This is a genomic window from Vibrio navarrensis, assembly GCF_015767675.1.
Taxonomy (GTDB): Bacteria; Pseudomonadota; Gammaproteobacteria; order Enterobacterales; family Vibrionaceae; genus Vibrio.
Genome location: NZ_CP065217.1, coordinates 3,155,228 through 3,176,766, shown reverse-complemented (window position 1 = coordinate 3,176,766; position 21,539 = coordinate 3,155,228). Strand labels below are relative to the sequence as shown.

The 21,539-nt window shown below is 51.5% G+C and carries 19 protein-coding genes; 8 read left to right on the top strand and 11 right to left on the bottom strand.

The window, feature by feature from the left end; all coding sequences use genetic code 11:
* Position 1: 1 nt before the first annotated feature.
* The 3 genes from I3X05_RS14955 to cpdB all read right to left on the bottom strand — a co-directional run bounded on the left by I3X05_RS14955 (position 2) and on the right by cpdB (position 3,128).
* On the bottom strand, positions 2-451 hold the full coding sequence (locus I3X05_RS14955) for a GNAT family N-acetyltransferase (protein ID WP_045571761.1): 450 nt from the start codon (positions 449-451) through the stop codon (positions 2-4).
* Positions 452-522: 71 nt separating this feature from the next.
* On the bottom strand, positions 523-1,095 hold the full coding sequence (locus I3X05_RS14950) for a Crp/Fnr family transcriptional regulator (protein ID WP_045571741.1): 573 nt from the start codon (positions 1,093-1,095) through the stop codon (positions 523-525).
* A gap of 71 nt (positions 1,096-1,166) precedes the next feature.
* A complete protein-coding gene (cpdB, locus tag I3X05_RS14945) occupies positions 1,167-3,128 on the bottom strand; it encodes a 2',3'-cyclic-nucleotide 2'-phosphodiesterase (RefSeq protein WP_337970842.1) in 1,962 nt (653 codons plus the stop codon).
* Positions 3,129-3,428: 300 nt separating this feature from the next.
* Between cpdB and cobA the strand changes: the two genes are divergently transcribed.
* From cobA to cysC, 5 genes are read left to right on the top strand one after another with little or no spacing between them, the layout of a single operon-like run.
* On the top strand, positions 3,429-4,301 hold the full coding sequence (cobA, locus tag I3X05_RS14940; protein WP_045571739.1) for a uroporphyrinogen-III C-methyltransferase: 873 nt from the start codon (positions 3,429-3,431) through the stop codon (positions 4,299-4,301).
* Positions 4,302-4,357: 56 nt separating this feature from the next.
* Positions 4,358-5,266: a sulfate adenylyltransferase subunit CysD gene (cysD, locus tag I3X05_RS14935; RefSeq protein WP_045571738.1), complete on the top strand. Its 909-nt coding sequence runs from the start codon at positions 4,358-4,360 to the stop codon at positions 5,264-5,266.
* Positions 5,267-5,284: 18 nt separating this feature from the next.
* Positions 5,285-6,715: a sulfate adenylyltransferase subunit CysN gene (cysN, locus tag I3X05_RS14930; protein ID WP_045571737.1), complete on the top strand. Its 1,431-nt coding sequence runs from the start codon at positions 5,285-5,287 to the stop codon at positions 6,713-6,715.
* A gap of 40 nt (positions 6,716-6,755) precedes the next feature.
* The gene (locus tag I3X05_RS14925; RefSeq protein ID WP_045571736.1) at positions 6,756-8,480 is read left to right on the top strand and encodes an SLC13 family permease; all 1,725 of its coding nucleotides are present in this window, start codon (positions 6,756-6,758) and stop codon (positions 8,478-8,480) included.
* 11 nt (positions 8,481-8,491) lie between these two features.
* On the top strand, positions 8,492-9,115 hold the full coding sequence (gene cysC, locus I3X05_RS14920) for an adenylyl-sulfate kinase (protein ID WP_045571735.1): 624 nt from the start codon (positions 8,492-8,494) through the stop codon (positions 9,113-9,115).
* 16 nt (positions 9,116-9,131) lie between these two features.
* On the opposite strand, the gene I3X05_RS14915 is transcribed toward cysC, so the two are convergent.
* From I3X05_RS14915 to I3X05_RS14885, 7 genes are all read right to left on the bottom strand, one after another.
* Positions 9,132-10,034: a TIGR03899 family protein gene (locus I3X05_RS14915; protein ID WP_045571734.1), complete on the bottom strand. Its 903-nt coding sequence runs from the start codon at positions 10,032-10,034 to the stop codon at positions 9,132-9,134.
* Between the two features lie 341 nt (positions 10,035-10,375).
* Positions 10,376-10,873, bottom strand: coding sequence for a DUF3299 domain-containing protein (locus I3X05_RS14910; protein WP_045571733.1), 498 nt, complete (start codon positions 10,871-10,873; stop codon positions 10,376-10,378).
* Between the two features lie 6 nt (positions 10,874-10,879).
* The gene (locus I3X05_RS14905) at positions 10,880-12,139 is read right to left on the bottom strand and encodes an ABC transporter permease (RefSeq protein ID WP_045571732.1); all 1,260 of its coding nucleotides are present in this window, start codon (positions 12,137-12,139) and stop codon (positions 10,880-10,882) included.
* Positions 12,136-12,840 carry an ABC transporter ATP-binding protein gene (locus tag I3X05_RS14900; RefSeq protein ID WP_045571731.1) on the bottom strand — a complete coding sequence of 235 codons (705 nt, stop codon included), beginning with the start codon at positions 12,838-12,840 and terminating at the stop codon, positions 12,136-12,138. Before I3X05_RS14900 ends, I3X05_RS14905 begins: the two co-directional genes overlap by 4 nt.
* Positions 12,841-12,905: 65 nt before the next feature.
* Positions 12,906-13,550 (bottom strand): zinc uptake protein ZrgA, encoded by a 645-nt coding sequence (gene zrgA, locus I3X05_RS14895; RefSeq protein ID WP_045571730.1) that lies wholly within the window; start codon positions 13,548-13,550, stop codon positions 12,906-12,908.
* A gap of 41 nt (positions 13,551-13,591) precedes the next feature.
* On the bottom strand, positions 13,592-13,957 hold the full coding sequence (locus I3X05_RS14890; protein ID WP_052702579.1) for a DUF2607 family protein: 366 nt from the start codon (positions 13,955-13,957) through the stop codon (positions 13,592-13,594).
* A 134-nt stretch (positions 13,958-14,091) separates the two neighbouring features.
* Positions 14,092-14,643 (bottom strand): YtfJ family protein, encoded by a 552-nt coding sequence (locus tag I3X05_RS14885; RefSeq protein ID WP_045571729.1) that lies wholly within the window; start codon positions 14,641-14,643, stop codon positions 14,092-14,094.
* A 261-nt stretch (positions 14,644-14,904) separates the two neighbouring features.
* On the opposite strand from I3X05_RS14885, the gene I3X05_RS14880 reads away from it, so the two are divergent.
* Positions 14,905-15,111: a DUF1107 family protein gene (locus I3X05_RS14880; RefSeq protein WP_039440343.1), complete on the top strand. Its 207-nt coding sequence runs from the start codon at positions 14,905-14,907 to the stop codon at positions 15,109-15,111.
* Positions 15,112-15,158: 47 nt separating this feature from the next.
* Here I3X05_RS14880 and msrA read toward each other — a convergent pair whose 3' ends face one another.
* The gene (gene msrA / locus I3X05_RS14875; protein WP_337970841.1) at positions 15,159-15,791 is read right to left on the bottom strand and encodes a peptide-methionine (S)-S-oxide reductase MsrA; all 633 of its coding nucleotides are present in this window, start codon (positions 15,789-15,791) and stop codon (positions 15,159-15,161) included.
* Positions 15,792-16,015: 224 nt separating this feature from the next.
* Here msrA and I3X05_RS14870 point away from each other — a divergent pair, with 224 nt between their 5' ends.
* Positions 16,016-17,731, top strand: a complete 1,716-nt coding sequence (locus I3X05_RS14870) for an autotransporter assembly complex protein TamA (protein ID WP_337970840.1) — start codon at positions 16,016-16,018, stop codon at positions 17,729-17,731.
* A complete protein-coding gene (locus I3X05_RS14865) occupies positions 17,728-21,480 on the top strand; it encodes an autotransporter assembly complex protein TamB (RefSeq protein ID WP_045571726.1) in 3,753 nt (1,250 codons plus the stop codon). Before I3X05_RS14870 ends, I3X05_RS14865 begins: the two co-directional genes overlap by 4 nt.
* The last annotated feature ends 59 nt before the right edge of the window (positions 21,481-21,539 follow it).

Here is a 21,539-nt window from a genome sequence, read left to right as displayed (position 1 = left end):
CTTAAGCTCGCTTCATATCGACATGCGGAATGCCATCTTCCAGATACATCTCGGAAGTGACCACAAAACCGTGCTGCTGGTAGAAAGGTTTGAGGTGTTCCTGCGCGCCGATTTCAATCGCCTCATTCGGCCACAACTGCTGGCAATACATAATCGACTGTTGCATCAGCTGGTGCCCCAAACCGCCACCGCGTGCGTTATGTTTGGTCGCTACACGGCCAATACTGACGCTGTCGTAGGTGGTGCCTGCGGGGAGAAGACGAGTACACGCCACCAGCTCACCGTTTTTATAACCGAGCAAATGATGCACTCCGTGCAGAATATCGTTGCCATCCAGTTCAGGGTAAGGGCAGTTTTGTTCGACCACAAACACGTCGACTCTCAGTTTGAGTAGTTGATACAGTTGAGTGGTTGAAAGCTGTGAGAAAGGCACAAGATGCCATTGGATCATGGTCATGTTTCCCGTTTAACAATAAGAAGCATACTGTACGCCTTGCGTGCGACTTTTGGCATTAACATAAGTTAAAGCTTTTCATCTAGTTGGCGTTTTTTGATCCGGCTTAGGCTCACCGGAGTGATACCCAGATACGCGGCAATTTGTCGGTCACTGAGCCTTTCGAGTAACACGGGAAACAACTGCTTAAACAGATGATACTTTTCCTCTGGGGTGTGCAGTAGCAGGAAACGTTCTTTGCGCTCTTTGTAAATCAATTGGGTTTCGAGCAAGTGGAGATAAAGCGGATGGGCAGAGGCTCGCCAAGCGTGCAAGCTTTCTATGGGAAAGGTGAGCAGATGAACTGGGGTGAGACTTTCCAGCAGAAATGGACTGCCTTGCTCGCGGATCAGGCTTTCAAAGCCGATCATCCAATCGACTTCCCAGTAAAACTCTTTGCTGAACTCTTTGCCTGATTCTGTCAGATAGCAGGCGTGGCAAAGTCCATCCAACAGGAAATAGCAGTGCTGCGGCGCTTCGCCTTGATGGATCAATATGTGCCGAGTCGGTAACTGCAACTCTTTGGCGTTGGCGAGCACGTCTTGAATGGCCTCGTTTGAGAGGTTGAGCTGTTGTAGATATTGAGTGAAACGAGCAACCATAGCGATCCCTAAAAAAACCGCTGCCAAGTGACAGCGGTGTTGAGTTTAAGGATTTCTCTTCGACAGAAAAGTTATTTCTGCAAACTCAAGCGATACACCGCAAAGCCGACCTCATCGGTCGCCACTTGCTCCATTGGGTAAATGCCTTTCGCTTTAATGAACTGCGCCGCTTTGTCGCTCGGTGAAGTTTCAAAGCGGATATCCAGCGCTTTTTCCGACTGAATAGGGGCAAACGTCCAGTTGTTATCGGCGCTTGGGGTCACTTGTCCTTTCTCTTGGCTCACACGTGAGATGTAGCTGGCCAGCACACTGCGGTTTTCATCCGGTGAATCAAACGCCACAAATTCCGCGCCAGTACCCGGGAACTTGTTGCTGTACGCGCGGTAGTTGTTGGTCGCGATGATAAACGTCTGTTTCACGTCAATCGGCTTACCTTGATAGGTCAGATCAAGAATGCGCTGCGCTTCTGGATGAATTAGCTTACAGTCACCGTCATATTTAGCGGGCTGCGTAACGTCGATTTGGTAGTTCACGCCATCAATCACATCGAAGTTATAAGTGCGAAACCCATCCCAGTCGATCAAAGATTGCGGCGCGCTGCTGTTGACATCGATCTGCTTGAACTGGCCAGCGCTACACTCCAACCACTCTTTGACTTGCTGCCCGCTGACTTTCATTGCGACCAGCGTGTTCGGGTAGAGATACAGATCGGCGGCGTTACGGAAAGTCAGTTGACCGGACTCCACTTCGGTAAAGTTGGCGGGATCATTCTTACGCCCGCCCGCTTTAAATGGTGCAGCGGCAGAAAGAACGGGCAACCCGGCTAGGTCAGGATCCCCTTGGATAAAGCGCTCGACGTAATCTTTTTGCGCCAAGTTAACGATTTGTACCGTGGGATCGTCCTGCACGAGGGCAAGGAAGCTGTACATCACATCATTGGCTTTACCGATAGGCTGGTTGACAAAATCACGCGTGCCTTTGTGATCGGCGGCAAGCGCATCGACAATCGCGCTGTCGGCGTCAACCAAGGGCTTTTGGCTCGCTTTGTCAAAAATCGGCCGTGCTTGCGTTTGCCCTTTGACCACCGACCATTTACCCTCTTTTTGTTGTAGCTCTAAATCGATGATACCGACATGGCTGCCCCAGCGACCCGGCATCACCGCGGCCACCCCATTAATGGTGCCCTTTTGGTTGTCGACGCCTTGAATATGGTCAAACCCCTTGCCTGGGAAAACCGCGTGCGAGTGGCCAAAGGCAATCGCATCAATGCCTTCGACTTGTGAAAGGTAGTAGACCGAGTTCTCTGCGCCGATTTTGTAAGGGTCGGAAGAGACGCCGGAATGAGGGATAGCAACGATCACATCCGCGCCCTCTTTTTTCATCTGTGGAACTAGGGCTTCGGCGGTCTCACGGATATCTTTGGCAAACACTTTGCCTTCGAGGTTCTTCTTGTCCCACACCATGATCTGCGGTGGCACAAAGCCGATGTAACCGACTTTGATCGTATGTTCTGCGCCATTCACATCTTTAAAGCTGTACTCTTTAATGAGGTAAGGCTTGAAGTAGTGCTTGCCGGTCTTTTGCTCAAACACGTTGGCGTTGATGTAGGGAAAGTTGGCGTCGTTAATGGTTTCGGCGAGAAATTCCAAACCGTAGTTAAACTCATGGTTACCGATATTGCCGACATCGTAGTGCAATTGGTTCATCGCCTTATACACCGGATGAACTTCACCCGCTTTGATGCCCTTGGCTGCCATGTAGTCACCCATCGGGCTACCTTGGATCAAATCACCGTTATCCACCAATACACTATTAGTCACTTCGGCTTGCGCTTGCTTCACCAAAGTGGCGGCACGGGTTAGGCCAATTTGCTGTGAAGGTTTATCTTTGTAGTAGTCGTAGTCCATCACATTGGTGTGAATATCGGTGGTTTCGATGATTCGCAATTGAATGGTTTTGGCCATTGCTGGGCCCGCGATAGCGAGCAGGCTGGTTAAAACGGCCAGAGAGAGAGGGTTCACTGCCACTTTCATTTTTTGCTCCACAAGAGTCAGAGAGGAAGAGTCGGTGATTAATGTAGCAAAATATAATGAAAGCCATATTTAACTTGCTGAAAAAGTGTGATTTCAGCCGATTACTTTATTCCATTCTGTGCAGCGCTTGCCATCTTTTGCCGTGGTGAGGCTTGTTGTGTGAGTAAAAGAGAAAAGTGCATGAGTTAGATAGAAAACTTCTTAGCAGTTTTTTGAATAAAAAATGAAATTTTAGAATTTCAGGTAATATAAAGAGCTCGCCATAATGCGCTTATCAAAAGTTCAATGGAAGCACGGCGTATGACCAGCAAGGAATCAGGAACGGTCTTTCCCTTTAAAAAGCCAACACTCGTTGCCGACAATCGCACAGTGCCGAGCCGCTTTGCGCGCAGTCAACTCAAGGCCGGGGAAGTGGCTCTGGTGGGGGCTGGGCCGGGCGATCCTGAACTGCTCACGCTCAAAGCCTTAACCTATTTACAACAAGCCGATGTGGTGCTGTACGACTACTTGGTCTCCGATGAAATCATGGCTTTGGTGCCGAGTGATGCTATCTTGGTCTGCGTGGGTAAACGCGCCGGGCATCACAGTGTGCCACAGGAAAAAACCAACCAGCTGTTGGTTGATTTTGCCCAGCAAGGCTACAAGGTGGTGCGGATTAAAGGCGGTGATCCGTTTATTTTTGGCCGTGGTGGTGAAGAGTTGGAAGTGTTGGCCGATGCCGGGATTCGCTTTCAAGTGGTGCCGGGCATCACGGCGGCAGCGGGCGCAACCGCGTATGCGGGCATTCCTCTGACTCATCGTGACTACGCCCAGTCGGCGCTGTTTATTACCGGTCACCTTAAGGCAGAAAGCGATCAGATGGATTGGTCGACACTCGCGCGAGGTCAGCAGACTCTGGTGATCTACATGGGGCTGATGAAGTCGAGTTATATCCAAGAGCAGCTCATCGCGCATGGCCGCGCCTCAAGTACGCCGATCGCCATCATTGAACGCGGCACACAGCAGACGCAAAAAGTATTTAAAGGGCAACTGGCTGATTTAGCCACTTTAGCCACGCAGGCTGAAGCCCCTGCACTGATTGTCGTAGGGGAAGTTGTTCAGCTATCCGACAAGTTAGATTGGTTTCTTCGTGACGAACAGGCAAATCTGAGCACATTGGCTCAGTCTGTTTAACCCGAAGCCAGCGTAATGGACCCATTCAGGCCGTCGAGCCTTAAAAGGAAAGAGATATGAATCAACAACGCTTGACTCATTTAAAGCAGCTCGAAGCTGAGAGCATTCACATCATCCGTGAAGTGGCTGCCGAGTTTGATAACCCAGTGATGATGTACTCGATAGGCAAAGACTCGTCGGTGATGCTGCATTTGGCGCGCAAAGCGTTTTATCCAGGAAAAATTCCCTTTCCACTACTGCACGTTGATACCGATTGGAAATTTCGCGAGATGATCGAGTTTCGTGATCGCACCGCGGAGAAATATGGCTTTGAGCTTTTGGTACATAAGAACCCAGAAGGTTTGGCGATGGCCTGTAGCCCATTTGTGCATGGCTCTTCTAAGCATACCGACATCATGAAAACCCAAGGGTTGAAGCAAGCGCTCAACAAATACGGTTTTGATGCGGCCTTTGGTGGTGCGCGCCGTGATGAAGAAAAATCGCGTGCCAAAGAGCGTGTCTACTCGTTTCGCGATAAGAACCACACTTGGGATCCGAAGAATCAGCGCCCGGAGCTGTGGAAAACCTATAACGGCCAGATCAACAAAGGCGAGAGCATTCGTGTCTTCCCACTTTCAAACTGGACCGAACTCGATATTTGGCAATACATCTATCTAGAAAACATTGAAATCGTGCCGCTTTACTTGGCCGATGTGCGTCCTGTGGTTGAGCGCGACGGCATGCTCATCATGGTGGACGACGACCGCATGAAATTGCGTGACGGTGAGCAGATTGAACACAAGAGCGTGCGTTTTCGCACCTTAGGTTGCTACCCATTGACAGGGGCGATTGAATCAGAGGCCAATACGTTGACCGGAATTATCGAAGAGATGCTGGTGGCCACTTCGAGTGAGCGTCAAGGTCGGGCGATCGATCACGATCAGTCTGGATCGATGGAACTGAAAAAGCGCCAAGGTTATTTCTAAAGGGATCGAGGATATATTATGAACAGTGCAGTTGAAGCGCAATTGGCTGAGTTGGGTATTGAAGGTTACCTAGAGCAGCATCAAAACAAATCATTACTGAGATTCCTGACCTGCGGTTCGGTAGACGACGGCAAGAGCACCTTGATTGGTCGTTTGCTGCATGATTCGAAGCAGATCTACGAAGATCAACTGGCGGCGGTCCACTCAGACAGCCAACGTGTTGGCACCACAGGCTCGCGTCCGGATCTGGCGCTGCTGGTGGATGGTCTGCAAGCCGAGCGTGAGCAAGGAATCACCATTGATGTGGCCTATCGTTACTTCTCGACGCAAAAGCGTAAATTCATCATCGCTGATACGCCGGGACATGAGCAGTATACGCGCAACATGGCAACGGGTGCGTCAACCTGTGATCTGGCGGTGATCCTAATCGATGCGCGTAAGGGCGTGTTGGATCAAACTCGTCGCCACTCGTTTATCTCCAACCTGCTTGGTTTGAAACATTTTGTTGTTGCAGTCAATAAAATGGATCTGGTCGATTTCTCTGAGCAACGTTTTGAAGAGATCAAAGCGCAGTATTTGGCCTTTTCGCAAAATCTGCGTGGTGAAACCAACATTCAGATCATTCCTATTTCGGCATTGGAAGGGGATAACGTGGTGGATCCAAGCCAACACATGAGTTGGTATCAGGGCCCGTCACTGCTGGAAATTCTGGAAAGTGTCGACGTAGAAAAAGCTAAAGAGGCGGGCGAATTCCGCTTCCCGGTGCAGTATGTCAGCCGTCCAAACCTCAACTTCCGTGGTTTTGCTGGCACTATTTCATCTGGTACGGTGAACGTGGGTGATCGCATTAAAGCGTTGCCATCGGGGAAAACCTCTAGCGTGGCGCGCATTGTGACCTTCGATGGTGATTTGCAGCAGGCGCAAGCGGGCCTAGCGGTGACGCTGACGCTGGCTGACGAAATTGATATCAGCCGTGGCGATCTGCTGGTGCTGGAAGAGGCACAAGTGCAATCGACCAACCATCTTCTTGCCGATGTGGTGTGGATGACGGAGCAGCCGTTACAACCTGGGCGCGATTACGACATCAAGATTGCGGGTAAAAAGACCATCGGCCGTGTGGAAAGCATTCGCCATCAGTACGATATCAACCATCTTTCGTCGCACGGAGCCGCAGAGCTGCCGCTCAACGGTATTGGTCTGTGTGAGTGGACGCTCAACGAAGCGGTGGCGTTGGATCACTACCAAGAGTGTGCTGATACCGGTGGCTTTATCATCATCGACCGTTTGACCAATGTCACCGTGGGGGCGGGCATGGTGAGCGAGAGCCTTGCCGCGGTCGCTCAGGCAAGTGGTGATTTCAGCGCATTTGAAGTTGAACTGAACGCTTTGATCCGTAAGCACTTCCCACATTGGGATGCTAAAGATCTCAGTGCGTTGATTAAAAAGTAGTAGCGAGTGATGGGAGCGTGCTCCCCAGTGAGGATGAGGTATGTGGGAGCAAGGAATGGTTTTGGCGATGTTGCTAGGCATCATCACATGTTTGCTCGTCACGAAAATTAAGCCGAGCTATATTTTCGCTGCTGCCGCATTTGTGGCTTTTATGGCGGGAATGAGCGACTTAACCACCATGGCGGCGAATTTTACTAACTCCTCACTGCTGACTTTAGTGCTGTTGATCTTGGCATCCACGGCACTGGAAAAAACGCGTTTAATCAGTTGGGTGAGCCGCAATATTTCCGAAGGGCGTTTAGCGACTGTGATTGCTAAATTGGGCTTGTCGACCGCGCTGCTCTCCTCGTTTACCAATAACACCGCAGTGGTGGTGTCGTTGATTGGCGCAGTCAAACGTAACCAGCAGCACGCGCCGTCGAAGTTGTTGATCCCACTCTCTTATGCCGCCATTTTTGGTGGCACGCTCACCTTGATTGGTACCTCGACCAACCTGATCATCAACAGTTTCGTTGAAGACGCGGGTTTGCCGAGCATGTCTTTCTTTGCGCCGACCTTGATTGGTTTGGCAGTAATGCTGGGTGGGGTGCTGATCTTGATCCCGCTGAGTTATCTGCTGCCAGACTACGACGAGCAGGGGCAAGATGATCTGCCGTACTTTTTAGAAGCGCGCGTTGAACCCGGTTCACCGTTAGTTGGACGTAGCGTAACCGAGAACAATCTACGCGCCTTGCGTAAGCTGTTTCTAGCCGAAGTGATCCGCAATGGCGAAACAGTTTCTTCGGTTGGTCCGGATTTTGTCTTGCAAGCCAAAGATCGACTGCTGTTTTGTGGTGACGTGGACAGCGTTTCGACATTGCAAGAGATCCCCGGGCTGACACTGTTTGGTCAGCAGCATCTTAACGGACAGAACTTCGTTGAAGTGGTGGTGAGCTCTTCGGCCAGCTTTTGTAATAAGACTTTGAAATCGAGCCATTTTCGTGATCGTTTTGATGCGGTGGTGGTGGCGATTCGTCGTGGGCATGAACGGCTGGAAGGCGGTCTGGGCAACATTAGCTTGGCCGCGGGCGACACTTTGGTTTTGGTACCGGGCAAGCGCTTTGAAGCTGAGCGCCAAGCGCATCGCAAAGAGTTTGTGTTGGTCAACGATCTCGATTCCAGCGCTCGCCTCGACAGTCACAAATCGACGTTCGTGTTACTGGGTTTTGTCGTGGTGATTGCGGCGGCACTGCTTAATCTTGTGCCTATCATTAAAGGGCTCGCCATCTATTTATTGGCATTGCTGCTGTGCGGTATTGTACAGCTCAGTGAGCTCAGACGCCGCTTCCCACTGGATATTGTGGTGATAGTCGGCTCTGCCTTGTCGATCGCGCAATTGATGATCTCATCGGGTTTTTCGGCGCGCATGGGCGGTATGTTTATCGAAGCATTTAATGGTTGGGGCGTGTTTGGCGCACTCGTAGCCACCTACATGATGACGCTGATCCTCACTGAGTTGGTGACCAATAACGCGGCGGCAGCACTGGCGTTTCCGATCGGCTACAGTATGGCGCTAGGGTATGGCGTGGATCCAATGCCGTTTATTATGGCGGTGCTGTTTGGCGCGAGCGCCAGTTTTATCTCCCCTTACGGGTATCAAACCAACTTATTGGTTTACAGTGTGGGCAACTATCGCTTGTCGGATTATCTGAAAATTGGCGTGCCAGTGTCATTGGTGTACTCCACCTTGGTCCTTACTTTTATTCCGATCTTTTTCCCATTTTAAAAGGATTTGTTATGAGCAGCGTGAGCGCGAACAACGATGAAAATATTGTCTGGCATCAGCATATGATTGATAAATCGTATCGTGCCGGGCTCAAACAGCAAAAGCCAGCCGTGCTTTGGTTTACTGGCTTGTCGGGTGCGGGCAAATCGACCATTGCGGGGGCGCTGGAAACACGCTTGGCAGAGCAGGGCTATCACACCTACTTACTGGATGGTGATAATGTGCGACACGGCTTGTGTAGCGATCTTGGCTTTTCTCAGCAGGATCGCCGCGAAAACATTCGCCGCATTGGTGAGTTAGCCAAGTTGATGGCCGATGCCGGTCTGATTGTCCTTACGGCATTCATCTCACCGCATCGCGCCGAGCGCCAGTTAGTGCGGGATCTGTTACCCGACGGCGAGTTTATTGAAGTGTTCGTCAACACCGCATTACAAGTGTGTGAGCAGCGTGATCCGAAAGGCTTATATAAGAAAGCTCGCGCTGGGGAGATTGCCAACTTTACTGGCATTGATTCTGATTATGAAGCGCCACTCAATGCAGAGATCGATCTGCCTGCTGGAGAAAAGCCCATTGAGGCGCTGGTGGATCAATGCATTGAAACGCTGGTGGCTCGCGGGATCATTCGCTCATCCTAACCACCAGTGAGCGGCATCATACCGTATGGTGAATGCCGCTTTGCACATCACTCTGTACGGTAAATTTTTGATTAAGCATCGCCAGCATCTGATCGTAATACTGGCTGTTGGGTTTATTGCCGAGCAGTTTACACAGCTCATTGCCGGTTGGCGTAAAACGGTAATAGAGCAGGCGCACGCCTTTACTCAGCACATTCAACTGCAAGTTCCGCCCTTGATAACTTAAAATCAGTGGCGTTTCGATTTCGATTTCGCCCGATTCCAACTCAGTGCCATGCAGCAGGCCCAACTCAATCAGCACCAACAAGCTAGAAAACGACAACTGGAAGCTGCCCATGTTGATGTTAGTGGTGGTGTCGCGTTTGCCAAAACTGAAAATGCCGCCTTGAAAGCGATAGCCAATCAATAGTTTACGGCTGTTATCTGCGCCAAAACTGCAAGCCAGTGACGAGGCACGTTGCAGGATGTGTGCTTCTTTCGGCGTCATGTCATGCAGTACTTTTAGCGCTTTCATTGAGGTAGAACCGGGGTTGGTCACCTCGCGTTTCAGCACTTGCGCCCACAGTTTCTGCATCGCTGAGTTGTGGATCTCTTGCGCCATATCGAAAAAACGGTACAGCCAATCTTGATCCGGATCGCCTGCGGTTTCATCTTTGCAAGAGAGATGGGCCAGTTTCAAGATCTGTTCGAGGTTACGTTGGCGCTGCTCTTGGCGCTTCTCTTCACGTAGCAAAGCTCGTTCGATGGTGGTTTTCTGCGGCGGATCTTTTTGCAACAGCGCGTCTAAGCCATAGGTTTGCGCGATCGTCGTGATGCGGCTGGCGCTGTCACGAATGTAACCACTTTTCTTCTCTTGGCTGCTGTGCGCCTTGGGATCGGCTTCTTGGTCAATCACGACCGGCGTTTGGCTATCCGCCATCGTACCTTCCTTTCCATTGCAGGGTGAATGCTAGGCTCAATGTACCCTTTATCGCCAAACCAGTGCAATAATGGGCAATCACACTCTTGGCGATCAATTTGCGGTTAGAGCGGCGAAAATCGTGATCTCGATAAAAATGCGCTGTCACAAATGATAATAAGTTGTTAAAATTGTTATTGTCTTTTGTGAGGGGCTTATGAAGTATTTCGGAGAGAATAAACGCAAAAAGCACCTGTCAATCGCGCTGCTATTGGTTGCTTATTTGGCAACTTTGATCTATTTAGCCAAATATATTGCCTGAGCCAGTGAGATTGACAGGTTACGTCGATGTTTAAAATTAGTTACATGTCATCGTAAGCTTCAATCGCATCCCCTTGGATGACGTAGGCCGTTTCTGCCAACTCGTGACTCACGGTCTCCGTTTTCAGTGTTCCCACCACGTAAATCACATCCCACAGCTCTTGGACTGGCGCACCTTTGGGGAACTTAACGTAAATGATCTGGTTTGGCGGCGGTGGCGGTACATGGATACACGCGCCAAAGTAGGGGACCAACAAAAACTCGGTCACTTTATTGGCATCGCCCTCGAGCGGAATCACAAAACCGGGGATCTTCACTTTGCTGCCATTGAGCTCTGGGCGAACGCCACCCAATTTGGTTTGGTTTACCGCGTTACCGGAATGATCGGCGGCGGGCATGCCGACGCTATCGAAGAGTTTTCTTTCTTGCTCGGGCACCAGATCGAGCCAATCCAGCGTCATCACATCCTGGCTGGCTGCCAAGGCGGGAAACCAAGGCGTGAAAATTAAGCTTAATAGCAAGATAACTTTGCTTTTCATGAACGATTAAATCCTTATGGTCATTCCATCACTGAGAGATTGTTTGTAAGCCCGGAAAGCAGGAATAAAGCCGATGAGGATTCCTGCCCCCTGGACACAAGCAAGGAGCAGCCACTCATGTGCCGAGATGGCCGTCATTGCAATATTGATTCCGTATTGTTGCTGAATCAGCGGGTGAGCCACTGCGATCAGCGCGTACACCCCGGCTACTCCGGTTACAATCCCGACAAAAGTGAGCAGGCTCGCTTCACTTATAAGCAGGGTAAACACATGCCGTGGGCGCGCGCCCATCGCTCTGAGGATCGCCATTTCACGCCGCCGTTCTTGTAAGCTGGTGAGTAGGCTACTGAGCATGCCCAAAAGACCCGCGACGACCACAAACACCGACACCGCCAGCAGCGCTTGCTCGGCAACCGACATCATCCCCCACAGTTCATGCAAAGCGACACCCGGCATTATGGCGCTAAGCGGCTCTTGCGGGTAGGTGTTGATCTGCCTTTGTAGGGCGAATGTTTGAATACGCGATTTGAGGCCAATCAGCATCGCGGTGATCTGCTTGGGCTGGAAGTCTCTGTGTGTCAGTTGCGTTGCATCGGGAGTTGGGCCCATGCGCGCGCCAGATTCCCAGCCGACGTGAATCGCTTCAATCGCCTCAAGAGAGACGTGCACGGTTTTGTCTACTGGCGTGCCTGTCGGTGCCAAAATGCCGACCACTTTGAAGGGCAAGTTGTCATGGCGACTGAAGCCGACATCGCTGATCCCGTGCGCGATGACTATCTCACTGCCTAGCCGGTAGCCGAGTTTTTTCGCCACATCGTAGCCAAGCACGGTTTCAAATAAGCCGTTGAACGCTTTACCTTGCGAGAAGGTAAGTGGTTGCTTACTTCCGTACTTGTAGTGTTCAAAGTAGCTGTGGTTGGTGCCCAGTACTCGAAAACCTTGGTGCGAATCTCCGAGTGAGATGGGAATCGCCCATTCAACCGAGCGATGATTGGCAAACTCTTGGTAGCTCTTCCAGTCGATATTGTTGGTGGCATTGCCAATACGAAATACTGAGTAAAGCAGCAAGTTCACTTGGCCAGAGCGGCCTCCGACTATCAGATCGGTGCCGGAAATGGTATTGGCAAAGCTCTCTTTGGCTTGGGTGCGAATTCGCTCCACGCCCATCAGCAGCAGCACTGAAATGGCGACCGTCATGACCGTCAGTGCGGCGGTGGCTTTACGGTTACGTAAACTTTTCCAAGCGAGATTGAAGATGGCACTCATGCGATAACTCCTGCTTGGTTCAATTCACGTAAGTCGATAGTGCGGTTAAACAGCGCTTCCAAACTCGGATCGTGGCTGACGAAAATCAGGGTGGCGTTGACCGAGTTGGCTTGCTCCATCAGCAGTTCGATAAAGGCGCTGCGGTTGTCGTAATCGAGCGCGGAAGTGGGCTCATCTGCAATGACTAACTCTGGCGCGCCGATCAGCGCGCGCGCCGCCGCTACGCGCTGTTGCTGGCCGATACTCAGTTCGCTGACGGGTTTGTTGTGCAGCGCGGGCGGCAGATGTAGACGCGTTAACAGCTGTATTGCCTGCTCGTGTGCCTGACCGCCAATTTGTCCCGCGCGCAGCTTGGAAAACTGACAAGGCAGCAGTACGTTTTCCACCACATTGAGGTAGGGCAACAGGTTGAACTGCTGGAAAATATAGCCGATGTGGTCGGCGCGAAACTTGTCTCGCGCACTGGGCGACAAGCTGCCGAGATCGGTACCGAGAATACGCAGTTGCCCAGATTGCAGCGCGTTAATGCCGGTCATTAAACTGAGCAACGTCGATTTGCCACAACCGCTGGGTCCTTTTATAAAAACGTGTTCACCACGCAAAATACGCAGCTCCGGAATGTGTAAGATCGGCTGCTGCGCATCTTTCCATGTAAACGTGGCCTGATTGAGCCAAACCACTTCAGACGGAGTATTTACCATAGATTTTCACCATGCTCTGTGCTTTTCAGAAAAAGCAGGTAAGTAAACACTTACCTGCTCGGTTCTTATTTCAAAGAGATTCGTGCATTTTCAGCCGATAGTTGCGTGGCACTCTGCTTTTTATCGGTAAGCACATTCGCGGTGATGGATTGGGTCGCGGTAAAATGGCTGAACCACTGGGTATCTAGCGTACTCAGTTCGGCCAGATTGTCACAATGGTATTGATATTGAACGGTAAACGCGCCATGACTGTCGTGGTCGTGGTCATCATGATGTTTTTCATGCTCATGTTTGTCATGATCGTGTTTGTCACTCTCATGGTGTTCATGTTCATGTTCATGTTCATGTTCATCGGCATCGTGGTGATCATGATGATGCTCGTCACCCGCTAACGTATGGGCAACGTCGACCTTCTCAATCTGGCATTTGGCCTTGGCATTGAGGGTAACGATCTGCTCAGCTTGTTGCAGTAAGGCGATGCTCTTTTGCAAGCGTTGCTCTTGTTCTGCGTTTTCAGGTGCGTGCTCAAAGCCGACCACATCGGCGCCGGGCGCGGTGATCTCAATCAACAGATCGTGACCATCTTGAGCAACGTTAAATTCCACTTGGCCATGAACATGGGCATCGTGTTGGCGAAATCCTTCTTCAGCCGTTGCGAGAGAGGAGAAAGAAAGGCCAACCAAAACGGCCAATGAAGTTTTGCGTAACATGGATAAATTCCTTATTTGTCTTAATTGTGTCGATATTTGGCTTAACAATAGGTCAAATAAGGCGGTGAACGCGCGAGGTAAGCCGAAAAGCTTTCAGCGCGGGTCTCGCTTTGCCAGATGAAAACAGGGCAAAGTGTCGGAGCGGTTGCTGCTGTGTGGTGAGGCAGGCTTGCGCCAAGGCCGTGGCTGGCGTTGGCAAACTGCTCGCAATGGTGTTGCAGGTGGTGTTCGGGGTTGAAGTCCAATTGATGCGCAAGACTGGCGAAGCTGAGAAATAGCGTCAACACCACCGCCAAGTAGGCAGTGTAGTGGAATCTGAAATGACGAAGACGTATCCAACCCGGCATGTTTACGGCGACCAGTGACAAGGTGTTACAATATAACAGCTGTAGCGCAAAAAAGTTCACTCATTTTTCTATAAATAGACTTTTTATAAAACGATTTTATTAAAATTTGCTCATTCAATGACAAAAACCCATACCGTGTGAGTATGGGTTTTGTGTACAGGCTGCGACGCCGCTCTCGCTGAGCCAATCGTGCGTTAGATATTCGCTTTGACTAATGCGATCACTTGAGCAACCTCGCTGTCAGAAAGCGCACCTTCTTTGACAAACAACACTTTGCCTTGCTTGTCTTGCACTATGATGGCGGAGCTTTCTTCTTTTAGCGCCCAATTTTTGGCGACCACACCATTTTCATCCAGCACCATAGAAGACCAAGGGAACTCCACTTTGCTGTCTTGGGCTGAGGATTTGACAAACGAGCCTGTTCCCCAAATCGCATCGTCTTGATTGATGATGGTGGTGGTTTGGTACTGCTCTGCTGGAAACTGAGCTGCGGTGATCGCTTGCATTAGAGGGGCGTTCATCTCTTTTGAGCTGCTGCGGCCAGCGATGGCTTGGATCACGCGGACTTTGCCAAGCATCTGCTGAGATGCCCAAGGCTGAAACGCGGTGCCTTTGCCTTGCAGAACGATTTCGCCATACGCATCAACATTGACCGCAGGCACTGGGCTGCCGAGTGAAAGGTTGTGCGCTGCCGCGCCGAATGAGGCGCTAAACAGCGCAAGAGTGAGGAGAGTCTTTGGTTTCATGAGTGTTTTTCCTTATCAAGACAGTATGTCCATTTTATCGTGAGCGGCCACAGTATAATACGCCACAGGGAAAAATTACTGGCCTCAGATAACATTTTTTTAACACTTTGCTGGGCATTGGTTTATCTCACTATGGGCTTGCTGTATGATGGCGTCCATTAGCCAACGCTAAAGTGATGAAAAACACGGCGAAGGCAGATGCCCGAAAGAGGCAGATAAAGGGGATTCCCCCGTTTCTCAAACGGAATTTGAGGATGATGTATGTTGCGCGAGTTTGCTGTTTATCGACCACGCCAAGTGGCTCGATTCGTTAAGACCCAATTTAAAGGGGACTTTTTCATTCAAGGGATCGGCGAGTTTCATTTTGACCAAGGCAAGGTGCAGTTGCCCGATCTGAGTAATCCGCAAAAATTGGCGGTGTTTCGCGAAGTGAACGCGGAAATCGCTGCGCTCTCTTTGGTGGCGTAAGTTAAGGCAAAAACGCTACCGCAGCGTGGCTACGGCAGCGTATAAAATCAGGCTTGTGGTGGGAAGCAGACCCCAGTACCGCCGAGACCGCAGTAACCGTCCGGGTTTTTCGCTAAATATTGCTGATGATACGTTTCAGCGAAGTAGTACTCTCCTGCCGGAGCGATTTCGGTGGTGATTGTGCTGCGCTGGCTGTCGCTGAGCGCGCGTTGATACGCTTCTTTTGATGCAGTGGCGATGGCCAGTTGCTCATCGCCGTAGGTGTAAATCACCGAGCGGTATTGGGTGCCAAGATCATTGCCTTGTCGCATTCCCTGAGTGGGATCATGCCGTTCCCAAAATTTCTCCAACAACTGTGACAACGAAATCTGCTGCGACTCGAACACTACGCGCACCACCTCGGTGTGGCCCGTTTGCCCACTACACACCTCTTCATAGGTTGGGTTTGGCGTAAAGCCACCGCTGTAACCGACCGAAGTCGACACCACACCATCCAATTGCCAAAACAGGCGTTCAGCGCCCCAGAAGCAGCCCATACCCAGCAAGATCTCTTGCTGAGTACCGACCACAGCTGCGGTGATATCGCTGTGGTTGATGAAATGCTGTGTTTCAACGCGAAGCGGTGTTGCGCGACCGGGCAGCGCACTCTCTTGGCTGACCATGATTTGTTTGTTAAGCATGTGATTTCCCTTTATTCATCTGAAAGCAGTGGAGTAAATCCGGATATCGGTTGTTCCTTTTGGGGGCGAATGCTATCTTGCACTCTCATGACAGACCGGACGAAATGGTGAGCTATTTTACTGCCATTGTCTCCAGCGTGCATCGGTCTGCGAACTCTTGGAAAGCGCTTGTGGCTCTCCGTCGCCTGAACGATATCAAGCCCTCGTTTTGTACGTACTAAAGCATGATAAGAAAAGTTATTCCAGCCTTTATCGGCATGATCTTCGCCAGTCAAACCCTTGCGTCCAGCGAGGTGGATTTGATTTTGGAAGGCGTCAGCGGTGCCTTAAAAGAGAATATTGAAGCTCACTTGTCCTCAATTCCTGCCGAAGATTACGCCATTTCCCTGCGTTTTCAATCGCGGCTTGATAACATTATTAATGAAGCACTCAAGGCGTTAGGTTACTACCACGCTTCAGTGGAATATCAAATATCCCCAGACAAAGATGAGTTGACAGCGATCATCTCGCCCGGCGAAGTGATGAAGCTGGCCGAGGTGGAGGTGCGTTTTACCGGTGAAGCAGCCAGTGATGACAGTTTTGCCACGCTTTTAGAAAACTCACCACTTAAGAAGGGAGCGGCGCTCAATCATGGTGATTACGACGCGCTCAAATCCTCGATTCGCAATCTCGCCCTGCAACGAGGCTATTTCAAAGGCGATTTTACCGCAGCGCGTTTGGAAGTGTCGCCCGATCTCAATCAAGCCTTCGTGCGTTTACACTACGACAGCGGCATCCGCTACCAATTTGGTGAAACGCAAATAGAGGGCAGCCAGATTGAAGAGACCAAAGTGCGCTCCTTACAACCGTATAAAAGCGGCGAGCCTTATCTGGTGGCCAAAGTGGGGGAGTTTAACCAAAACCTCTCAAACACCGACTGGTTCTCCTCGGTACTGGTTGAGCCCGATATCAGTGCGCTGGATGATAGCCGCGATCTGCCGATGAAAGTCTCTTTGACGCCACAGAAAAAAAATCAGCTGGAGACGGGGATTGGCTACGCCACCGACGTTGAACTGCGCGGTACGCTCAAATGGAAAAAACCGTGGCTCAATGAGCAAGGTCACAGTTTCGACAGCAGTTTATCGCTTTCTAAACCGGAGCAGACCATCACGGCGGGCTACCAGATCCCGCTGGAAGATGTGTTGCATGACTACTACCGAGTTCAATACGCGATGAAAAATGTCGACAGCCGCGATACCAAAAGTTTGCAGTCCAACCTCGCGGTTGAACGCCACTGGTTGTTGGACAACCGTTGGCACCGCACCGTGTTTATACGCTATTTGATTGAGAACTATGAACAAGGTTTGCAAGATGATGTGGCACAGTTTGTTTTGCCGGGCATCTCTTTTTCTCGCAGCCGGACTCGTGGCGGCGGTATGCCGATGTGGGGGGATAAACAGAGCATTACTTTGGAGTTCGGGGATGACTCTTTTGTCTCCGAAACGCGCGTCGTACGTTTGCAAGGCCGTACATCGTGGATCCGCAGCTTGGGTGAAAATCACCGTGGCATTGCTCGTTTGGAAGGGGGCGCGAACCTCACCGAGGAGTTTGATCGTCTATCGCCATCACTGCGTTTTTTCGCGGGCGGTGACAATAATTTGCGCGGCTACGCTTACGAGTCCATTTCCCCCCGAGACGACAGCAACGCACTGACCGGGGCAAAGTACATTGCCACCAGTACGCTGGAGTACCAATATCGTCTTTATGGTAATTGGTGGGCAGCGGCCTTTTTCGACTATGGCGACGCGTTCAATGACGCGCCAGAGTGGAAACGTGGCGCTGGCGTGGGCATTCGTTGGGGCTCGCCAGTCGGGCCTATTCGCTTGGACTTTGCTTGGGGGTTGGATGCCACACCCGGAGAGGAGTTTCGTATCCATTTCACCTTGGGGCCTGAGCTATGATCAAACGAATGTTTCGTTGGAGCAAATGGTGCTCTGCCGCGCTCGTTGTGTTGCTTTTGTTGGTGTCACTACTGGTTGGGCTTGCACTTTTTACCAATCTTGGCCTAAACAGCTTGGTTTCATTGGCAGAAAAAGCCATGCCGCAGCTCAGTGTGGGCAAGGCCGAAGGGGCACTTTTGCCCAAGTTCACTTTGCGTGAGGTGCGTTTTCAAGACGATGCTCTTCACCTTGAGACGTCGGTCGACGAGCTGGGTTTGGCGATCGATATGGTCTGTTTTTGGCAAGGGCAACTCTGCGTTGATGAACTGAAATTGCACGGTTTGGCGTTAAGTTTGCCCGAGCTTGCGCCCTCACAAGAAGAAGCAGAACCAGAGAGCACGCCGCTGACCTCGATTCGCACTCCGCTCCCCATTGCGGTGCGCAGTCTTGAGCTCAGTGACATCAAACTGGACATCCTTGGCAACCAGATCGATTGGCGAGCGTTTCGCTCTGGTCTTTTCATGCGCGGCGATCATCTGACCATCACGCCAACGCGATTCAATGATGTCAATGTCACGCTCGCTGAAAGTGCGCCATCTTCAGTCAACCCACCTTCGATGGAACCTAAACAAGATATCGTTCTGCCCGAGGTATGGTTCCCACTCACGATTGAGCTGCAACGTTTTGATCTCAATCGCTTTACTTTGCATCAAGCAACACCGGTTGAGATTGTGCATCTTGCTCTTGAACTCAAAGCGGCCCAGCACCAAGTGCAAGTTAGCACGCTAGAACTGGAGATGCCGCAAGTGAGCGCTTTGCTCTCTGCGCAAACGGAACTTCGCGGCGACTATCCGCTAGAACTCACGCTCAAAGCAGAGCTAAAAGAGAGCGAACTGAAAGGGCAGGTGATCAATCTCTCAGCCAGCCAAAGCGTGGCGGATCTCGCCGTGCAAAGTGATCTCTCTGGGCCAGTGCAAGCGCAGATCGAAGCCGAGTTACAACCGCTGAAAGCGCAGTTGCCCTTCAAGGTCGATTTGCAACAGCTCAAAAGCCAATGGCCCTTGAGTGGCCAAAGTGAATACCAAGTGAAGGTGGCGAGTTTGCGCGCGAACGGCTCCTTGGATGGTTATCAACTGGCACTGCAAACCCACTTTGAAGGAGAAGCGATTCCGCCACTGGATGTCGATCTCTCGGGTGAAGGCTCTCTGCAGCACATTAAGCTAGATAAGCTGATCTTAGCCACCTTAGGCGGGCAAGTGAGCGGTCAGGTGAGGGCAGACTGGCGTGATATGGTGAGCTGGCAGGCCGATTTAGCACTGCAAGACATTCAACCCGGGCAACAGTGGCCGCAAGCACAAGGCCACATCAGTGGTAAGCTCTCGACCTCTGGCTCTTTGACCGAACAGGGCGGCTGGCAAGTGGCGCTGCCGCTTTTAGATATTGATGGTGTGCTGCGTGATTACCCGCTCAATATCGAAGGGGATCTGCGTATCGCCGATCGCCAAGGCAATGGCGATCTCAACGTCGACACGGCCGGATTAACCCTGTCGCATGGTCCAAACGGGCTCACCGCCAAAGGCAAGCTGGATAAACATTGGTTGATGGACGTGCAGGTTAATTTCCCCGATTTGAGCAAAACCCTGCCGGATCTTGCTGGGCGCGTGCAAGGTGACATTGCGCTGCGTGGCGAACTGCAGCAGCCCGATGTGCGTTTGGCACTGCTGGCCCAGGCGCTGAAATGGCAGCAAGAGGCGAGTATTGAGCAGCTTTCGCTGCGTGGAACGCTGACGCCGCTGCCGACGGCACAAGCGGATTTACGTTTGCAGGCGCGCGCGCTGCGCTATGAAGAAAACCAGCTGGATTCGGTTGATCTCAGCCTCACTGGCAGTGAGCAGCAACATCAGTTGACGATCGATGTGCTCTCGACACTTTTCTCCACCAGCCTCGCTATTGATGGCCAATTGAGTCGCGACAAAGAGAGAGTCTGGTCTGGTGCGCTGCAACGGATGCAAGCCACCAGCGAGCAGGGAACTTGGACTCTGGCCAATGCCGCCAAGCTCGCCGCTAATCTGGATAAGCAGCAGTTTGATGTGGCCGCGCACTGCTGGCAGCAACAGCAATCGAGTGTGTGTCTGAGCCATGACATCCGCGTTGGCGAGCAAGGTGAGGCGGAAATCGCGATAAGCCAGTTCGACTTTGCGCAAATCGGCATGTTCCTGCCCAAAGAGAGCAAACTACGCGGCCAATTAGACGCGACGCTTTGGGCTAATTGGGCGGCGAAACGCGCGCCGCATGTCAAAGTGGCGCTGACGATGCCGGCAGGAGAGCTCGAACAGAGCCTAGACGAAACCCTGACCTTAGGTTGGGACAGCCTGATGCTTAACGCCGAGTTGCAAGACGATGCACTTCGCGCCGATTGGCAGCTCAACATTCGCGACAACGGCGATGTGAGCGGTCAACTAAAGGTAGACAATGTGCAGGCCAAAGAGCCGCAGTTGGATGGGACCTTAGCGCTTGGGCAGTTCAACCTCGATTTTCTCGCCCCATTAATTGGCGAATACAGTTCTGTGCAAGCGCTGATCTCTTCGCAGCTGGCTATCCGCGGTTCGGCGTATCATCCACAAGTGTTTGGTCAAGTGCTGGTGGAAGAGATTCGAGTGCATGGCGATATCAGCCCCGTAGACGTGCAGCAAGGGCGGGTTCAGGTGCAGTTCAATGGCTATGATGCCGCGCTTAATGCTGGCATTGTCACCCCAGATGGTGAGCTAAAAGTGGACGGTACGGCCAATTGGCAGGACTTGGCCAATTGGCATAGCCAGATGCGCGTTTTTGCCGATGAGCTGCAAGTGACCATGCCACCAATGGTCAACATTAAACTGGTGCCGGACATGACCATCGAGGTCAATCCTGGGCTGGCGAAAATCTCCGGAGATCTTGCTCTGCCGTGGGGACGGATTGTGGTGGAAGAGCTGCCGCCAAGTGCCGTGAGTATCTCCAAGGATCAGGTGCTGCTCAATGACGAGTTGCAACCAGTGGAAAGTAGCACGCCGATGCCAATGAATATCGAAACTGACATCAATATTCGCATTGGTGATGACTTTAAGCTGGCGGCTTTCGGCTTAGAGGGCGGTTTGCAAGGGCGCTTGAATGTGACGCAAAAAGACAAAGGGCCGTTTATTTTGGGAGAAGTGAACATTGTTAACGGAACCTATCGCTCTTTCGGTCAGGATCTGCAGATCCAAGAAGGCAAGGTGCTGATGAATGGTCCGGTGGATCAGCCGTATGTGGCGATCAAAGCGATCCGTAACCCGAACAATACCCAAGATAACGTGATTGCGGGAGTAAAAGTCACCGGGCCGGCCAGCGAACCGATCATTACCATTTTCTCTGAGCCTGCACTTCCTCAGGCCAACGCGCTCTCTTATCTGTTGCGCGGACAAAACATCGACGCCGAATCAGGTGGGGGGAATGCGATGACCACGGCTTTGATCGGGCTGAGCCTAGCCAAAAGCGGCAAAGTGGTGGGCGAGATTGGCGCCGCGTTTGGCGTGCAGGATCTGCAACTGGATACCACTGGTGCGGGTGATGAGTCGCAAGTGACGGTCAGCGGCTACATCATGCCCGGTTTACAAGTGAAGTATGGCGTGGGCATTTTCAAGCCGTTGGGTGAGTTTACTGTGCGCTACCGTTTGATGAAAGATCTCTACCTCGAAGGGGTGTCAGGGGTCGAAAGTGCGGTGGATTTGATCTACCAATTTGAATTTGATTAAAACGCTCCTGCGTGCTATTTCTCATCCCAAGAGCATGCACCACAGAGGCAGGGAGAGCG

Bases quoted from the DNA above. Each gene is read 5' to 3' on its own strand.
- I3X05_RS14955 (WP_045571761.1), bottom strand. From the start codon at position 451: ATGATCCAATGGCATCTTGTGCCTTTCTCACAGCTTTCAACCACTCAA.
- I3X05_RS14950 (WP_045571741.1), bottom strand. From the start codon at position 1,095: ATGGTTGCTCGTTTCACTCAATATCTACAACAGCTCAACCTCTCAAAC.
- cpdB (WP_337970842.1), bottom strand. From the start codon at position 3,128: ATGAAAGTGGCAGTGAACCCTCTCTCTCTGGCCGTTTTAACCAGCCTG.
- cobA (WP_045571739.1), top strand. From the start codon at position 3,429: ATGACCAGCAAGGAATCAGGAACGGTCTTTCCCTTTAAAAAGCCAACA.
- cysD (WP_045571738.1), top strand. From the start codon at position 4,358: ATGAATCAACAACGCTTGACTCATTTAAAGCAGCTCGAAGCTGAGAGC.
- cysN (WP_045571737.1), top strand. From the start codon at position 5,285: ATGAACAGTGCAGTTGAAGCGCAATTGGCTGAGTTGGGTATTGAAGGT.
- I3X05_RS14925 (WP_045571736.1), top strand. From the start codon at position 6,756: ATGTGGGAGCAAGGAATGGTTTTGGCGATGTTGCTAGGCATCATCACA.
- cysC (WP_045571735.1), top strand. From the start codon at position 8,492: ATGAGCAGCGTGAGCGCGAACAACGATGAAAATATTGTCTGGCATCAG.
- I3X05_RS14915 (WP_045571734.1), bottom strand. From the start codon at position 10,034: ATGGCGGATAGCCAAACGCCGGTCGTGATTGACCAAGAAGCCGATCCC.
- I3X05_RS14910 (WP_045571733.1), bottom strand. From the start codon at position 10,873: ATGAAAAGCAAAGTTATCTTGCTATTAAGCTTAATTTTCACGCCTTGG.
- I3X05_RS14905 (WP_045571732.1), bottom strand. From the start codon at position 12,139: ATGAGTGCCATCTTCAATCTCGCTTGGAAAAGTTTACGTAACCGTAAA.
- I3X05_RS14900 (WP_045571731.1), bottom strand. From the start codon at position 12,840: ATGGTAAATACTCCGTCTGAAGTGGTTTGGCTCAATCAGGCCACGTTT.
- zrgA (WP_045571730.1), bottom strand. From the start codon at position 13,550: ATGTTACGCAAAACTTCATTGGCCGTTTTGGTTGGCCTTTCTTTCTCC.
- I3X05_RS14885 (WP_045571729.1), bottom strand. From the start codon at position 14,643: ATGAAACCAAAGACTCTCCTCACTCTTGCGCTGTTTAGCGCCTCATTC.
- I3X05_RS14880 (WP_039440343.1), top strand. From the start codon at position 14,905: ATGTTGCGCGAGTTTGCTGTTTATCGACCACGCCAAGTGGCTCGATTC.
- msrA (WP_337970841.1), bottom strand. From the start codon at position 15,791: ATGCTTAACAAACAAATCATGGTCAGCCAAGAGAGTGCGCTGCCCGGT.
- I3X05_RS14870 (WP_337970840.1), top strand. From the start codon at position 16,016: ATGATAAGAAAAGTTATTCCAGCCTTTATCGGCATGATCTTCGCCAGT.
- I3X05_RS14865 (WP_045571726.1), top strand. From the start codon at position 17,728: ATGATCAAACGAATGTTTCGTTGGAGCAAATGGTGCTCTGCCGCGCTC.